This is a genomic window from Phyllobacterium sp. P5_D12 (genome assembly GCF_054049495.1).
In genome coordinates this window covers 1-4,145 of sequence record NZ_JBFUMG010000403.1, presented here as the reverse complement: position 1 = coordinate 4,145, position 4,145 = coordinate 1, and the positions used below count along the sequence as shown (strand labels likewise).

Annotated in this window: 6 protein-coding genes; 5 read left to right on the top strand and 1 reads right to left on the bottom strand. The window is 57.8% G+C overall.

Going from position 1 to position 4,145, the window contains the following annotated elements:
• From ACXJ5O_RS20450 to ACXJ5O_RS20430, 5 genes are all read left to right on the top strand, one after another.
• Positions 1-576: SDR family NAD(P)-dependent oxidoreductase (locus ACXJ5O_RS20450; protein WP_457301498.1), on the top strand; the 576-nt coding region annotated here is incomplete at its 5' end.
• A gap of 6 nt (positions 577-582) precedes the next feature.
• A complete protein-coding gene (locus ACXJ5O_RS20445) occupies positions 583-1,041 on the top strand; it encodes a PPC domain-containing DNA-binding protein (RefSeq protein ID WP_457301497.1) in 459 nt (152 codons plus the stop codon).
• Positions 1,042-1,211: 170 nt separating this feature from the next.
• Positions 1,212-1,418 carry a hypothetical protein gene (locus tag ACXJ5O_RS20440; RefSeq protein WP_457301496.1) on the top strand — a complete coding sequence of 69 codons (207 nt, stop codon included), beginning with the start codon at positions 1,212-1,214 and terminating at the stop codon, positions 1,416-1,418.
• 173 nt (positions 1,419-1,591) lie between these two features.
• Positions 1,592-2,629 (top strand): phosphogluconate dehydrogenase (NAD(+)-dependent, decarboxylating), encoded by a 1,038-nt coding sequence (gene gnd / locus ACXJ5O_RS20435; RefSeq protein WP_457301495.1) that lies wholly within the window; start codon positions 1,592-1,594, stop codon positions 2,627-2,629.
• Between the two features lie 53 nt (positions 2,630-2,682).
• The gene (locus ACXJ5O_RS20430) at positions 2,683-3,339 is read left to right on the top strand and encodes a hypothetical protein (protein ID WP_457301494.1); all 657 of its coding nucleotides are present in this window, start codon (positions 2,683-2,685) and stop codon (positions 3,337-3,339) included.
• Positions 3,340-3,385: 46 nt separating this feature from the next.
• Here the strand turns inward: ACXJ5O_RS20430 and ACXJ5O_RS20425 are convergent.
• On the bottom strand, positions 3,386-4,145 hold a 760-nt coding region (locus ACXJ5O_RS20425; RefSeq protein WP_457301493.1), incomplete at its 5' end, for an aldo/keto reductase.

Below are 4,145 nucleotides of genomic sequence, written 5' to 3'. Positions count from 1 at the left end.
GCGATTCTGCACCGCGAAGTCCCGACCGTTGATATCCTCGTCAATAATCTCGGCATTTATGAATCCAAGCCCTTCACCGAGATCACTGACGCTGATTGGCTAAAATTTTTCGAGGTAAACGTGCTCAGCGGTGCGCGTCTCGCTCGTCAATATTTTCCGGATATGCTGGAACGAAATTGGGGACGAATCATCTTCATCGCCAGCGAATCCGGTCTCGTCGTTCCCCCGGACATGATCCATTACGGCATGACGAAAACGGCGCAGCTTGCCATATCGCGCGGCTTGGCGGTGTTGACGAAGGGGACGGGTGTGACGGTGAACTCGGTCCTCCCCGGCCCTACCCGATCAGAAGGCATCGTCGACTTCTTGAAGAGTGTAGCCAGCGACCCTTCTCTGCCGCCCGAGGAGATGGAAGCCGAATTCTTTCGCAACGAACGCTCTACATCATTGCTGCAACGCATGATCGAACCCGAAGAGATCGCCGATCTGGTGGCATATGTGGCGAGTCCGCTGTCAGCGGCGACCAATGGAGCAGCGCTTCGTGTCGAGGGCGGGATTACACCAACAATCGCATAGGAGGTGATGATGCCCTACCCATCCGGCGACATCGGGACGGCCAGGTTCATCAAGACGCCGACGGGTTATCTCATGGTATTGCTTCAAGGGGACAATTTGTTCGTCCAACCTGAGGCGTTGATGGAGAGCGAACAGATTCCCTCGGCGAGCTTCTCGGCCTTCGGATTCGCAAGGCTTGCCACTTTCGGCTTCTTCGATTTCGCCAAGAAGCAATACGATCCAAGATTGTTCGAGAATGTAGAGATGGCAAGCATTACAGGTTCGCTGGCTTGGCAAGACGGCAAGCCGTCGATTCATGCTCACGGGGTCGGCTGCGATCATACCTTCGCGGCCGTTGGCGGCCATCTTCTGGCATTGGAGGTTGGAACCGGATCACTTGAGATCACCATTACAGCGCACTCGCGAAAACTTGAGCGTAAGCTCGATACTAAAATTGGGGCGAACGTTTTAGACGTTCGAAGCTGAACCTGCCGTTGGAAGAAATAATCCCAGCGATCTTTAGATTTTAGCTCCCCATCACAGATTTGCCAGAACGATGTCGAGACATTAAGTCCTTGGCGACGCTAAGGAGTCATGGTGACAGCACAGTTTAGCAGTCATACCTGGCTCAGGCTTTCCTCGAAGCCGAGCCACTTATGCGCCGGAAGTGGCAGCTAAGAAGGCTGCCTGTCCAGGTAGGCCGGCGCCGCGTAGAGGACAAGGACGGTAATCCGCTGGAGGTGCATCATCATGGTATGGAGGTGCATCGAAAGCTGGCTGACGGCACCTGGGCCTTTTTCATTGATCATCCCTTCGGCGCCGATCTGGACTGGGGGGTCGCAGCACCACCGGAGACGGAGTAGCGACTGCACTGGTCTCCGGTTCGTTTCTCTTGGCTTTGTTTTCCATCACGATCTTATGACCACCTGCATCGCTTGTGCCGCCAGATACGCGGACCTACTTTGTTAGTGGCATTGCCCTGTCGCCGTTTAGGTGTAGCCTTCTGACAATTCCAACCCTTCGGCGGAGATTCGAGATGCAGCTTGGTATGATTGGACTGGGGCGTATGGGCAGCAACATGGCGCAGCGCCTGATGAAACATGGTCACAACTGTGTCGTTTACGACACGCGCGCCGAGAGCATGGTGGAGTTGCAGAGCCTCGGCGCCAAGGGTAGCACGTCAGTGCAGGAATTTGTCGCCATGCTGGCAAAGCCCCGCGCCGTCTGGCTGATGCTGCCCGCTGCGGTCGTGGACAAGGTTCTGGCACAATTGGTTCCGCTGCTCGACAAGGACGATATCGTCATCGATGGCGGCAATTCCTACTATCACGATGACATCCGCCGCAGCGGCGAGCTAAAATCTAGCGGCATCCACTATGTCGATGTTGGTACGAGCGGCGGCATATTTGGCTTCGAACGCGGCTATTGCCTGATGATCGGCGGCGAAACGGATATCGTTCAACACCTCTCTCCGATCTTTGCCGCCCTTGCTCCTGGCAAAGGCAATGTACCCGAAACACCGAGCCGTCTGGAGAACCCGGTCGCCGGCAGCACGGCCGATCAGGGTTACTTGCATTGCGGGCCGCATGGTGCCGGACATTTCGTCAAGATGGTCCATAATGGCATCGAATACGGATTGATGGCTGCCTATGCGGAAGGCCTCAACATTCTGCGCAATGCGGATATCGGCCTGCGCTCGCATGAGGTCGATGCCGAAACAACGCCGTTGCAGAACCCCGAGCATTACCAGTACGAGTTCAATCTGCCCGACATTGCCGAAGTATGGCGTCGCGGCAGCGTTGTCAGTTCCTGGCTTCTCGACCTCACAGCCGATGCCTTGCACGGCGATCCGGCGCTCGCGAGCTATGAGGGGCGCGTCTCGGATTCGGGCGAAGGCCGCTGGACCGTCATGGCCGCGATCGACGAGGCCATACCGACACCCGTTCTCAGCGCTGCCCTGCAGGAACGCTTCTCTTCGCGCGGCAATGCCGACTTCGCCAACAAGATCCTGTCCGCCATGCGACGTGAATTTGGCGGACACGTGGAAAAACAGGCGCCGAAACCGGCTGGGTAATCCCGCCCGCCGGACGCCTGTGCATACAGGAGTACAAAGTCATGGATATGAAAATGCTGAAATCAACCCTTCCGATACTGGCTCTGGCCGCTGGCGTGGCGATGGCGCTCCCGCTGGAGGCCAGCGCCCAAAGCATGATGAAGAAGGGTCAGTCAACCATGACGACGAAGGCGTCCAACAGGGCCAATGTCCGTGGAACAATCGAGAGCTTCAACGACACATCCATTGTCGTGAAAACGCGCGAAGGACCGGATGCAACCGTCACGTTGAGTGATGGTTGGGTCGTCGGCGGCGTCGCCAAGGCGTCGCTGGATGACATCAAGAAGGGCGATTTTGTCGGGATAACCAACGTGCCTAAAAGCGAAGGGGGCAACAGCGCGCTTGAGGTGGTGATCTTTCCGGCGGCACTCAAGGGCACAGGTGAAGGCGACCGCCCATGGGATTTGAAGCCGAATAGCAGCATGACAAACGCCACAGTCGCAGATGCTGTCAAGGACGTCGATGGCCGCACGCTGACGGTCACCTATCGTGGCGGCGAGAAGAAAATTGCTGTTCCTGACGGCACGCCGATCGTTACCCTTGCACAGGCCACAAAGGACGATCTGAAGCCCGGCGCTACCGTCTTCGTCTCCGCCGAGAAGGGCAGCGATGGCACCCTCACCTCGAAGCGCGTCGTCGTCGGCACGAACGGCGTCGTTCCGCCCATGTAATCACAAGATAATATCCCGGAAACAGCACTGCTTCCGGGATATGCACTCAACGGTGAGCGCCAACTTCGCTATCGAGATGCGCCATCTGCACTTCGGCATAGCGCGTCCCGGCAGCGGCGCCTTTCGGCACGGCATTCTCGATAGCGCCCAGGTCTTCGCTCGTAAGCTTGATGTCGAGAGCGCCCAGCGCCTCACTCAGCCGGTCGCGGCGTCGCGCACCGATCACCGGTATGATGTCCTCGCCCTTCGCCGCGACCCAGGCAATGGCGATCTGCGCCACCGTCACGCCCTTGCTGGCCGCAATCCTCTGCAGCGCCTCGACCAACGCGAGGTTCTTGTCGACATTATCCCCTTGGAACCTTGGGCTATGCGTGCGGTAATCCCTTGGATCCGTGTTACCCTTTTTCCAATGCCCGCTGATGAGACCACGTGAAAGCACGCCGTAGGCGGTGATCCCGATCCCGAGCTCGCGGCAGGTCTCAAGAATACCATCTTCGATGCCACGCGAAATCAGCGAGTACTCGATCTGCAGGTCGACGATCGGGTGGACGGCTGCGGCCTTCCGGATGGTGGCCGAACCGACCTCGGACAGGCCGATGTGCTTGACGTAACCAGCCTTGACCATGTCGGCGATCGCACCAATCGTATCTTCGATCGGTACATTGGAATCGAGTCTCGCCGGCCTATATAGGTCGATATAGTCGACACCCAGGCGTTGCAGTGAATAGGCGAGGAAGTTCTTGGTCGCTTGCGGCCTTGCATCAAAGCCGGACCAGCCGCCCGCGGGATCGCGAAGACCGCCATAT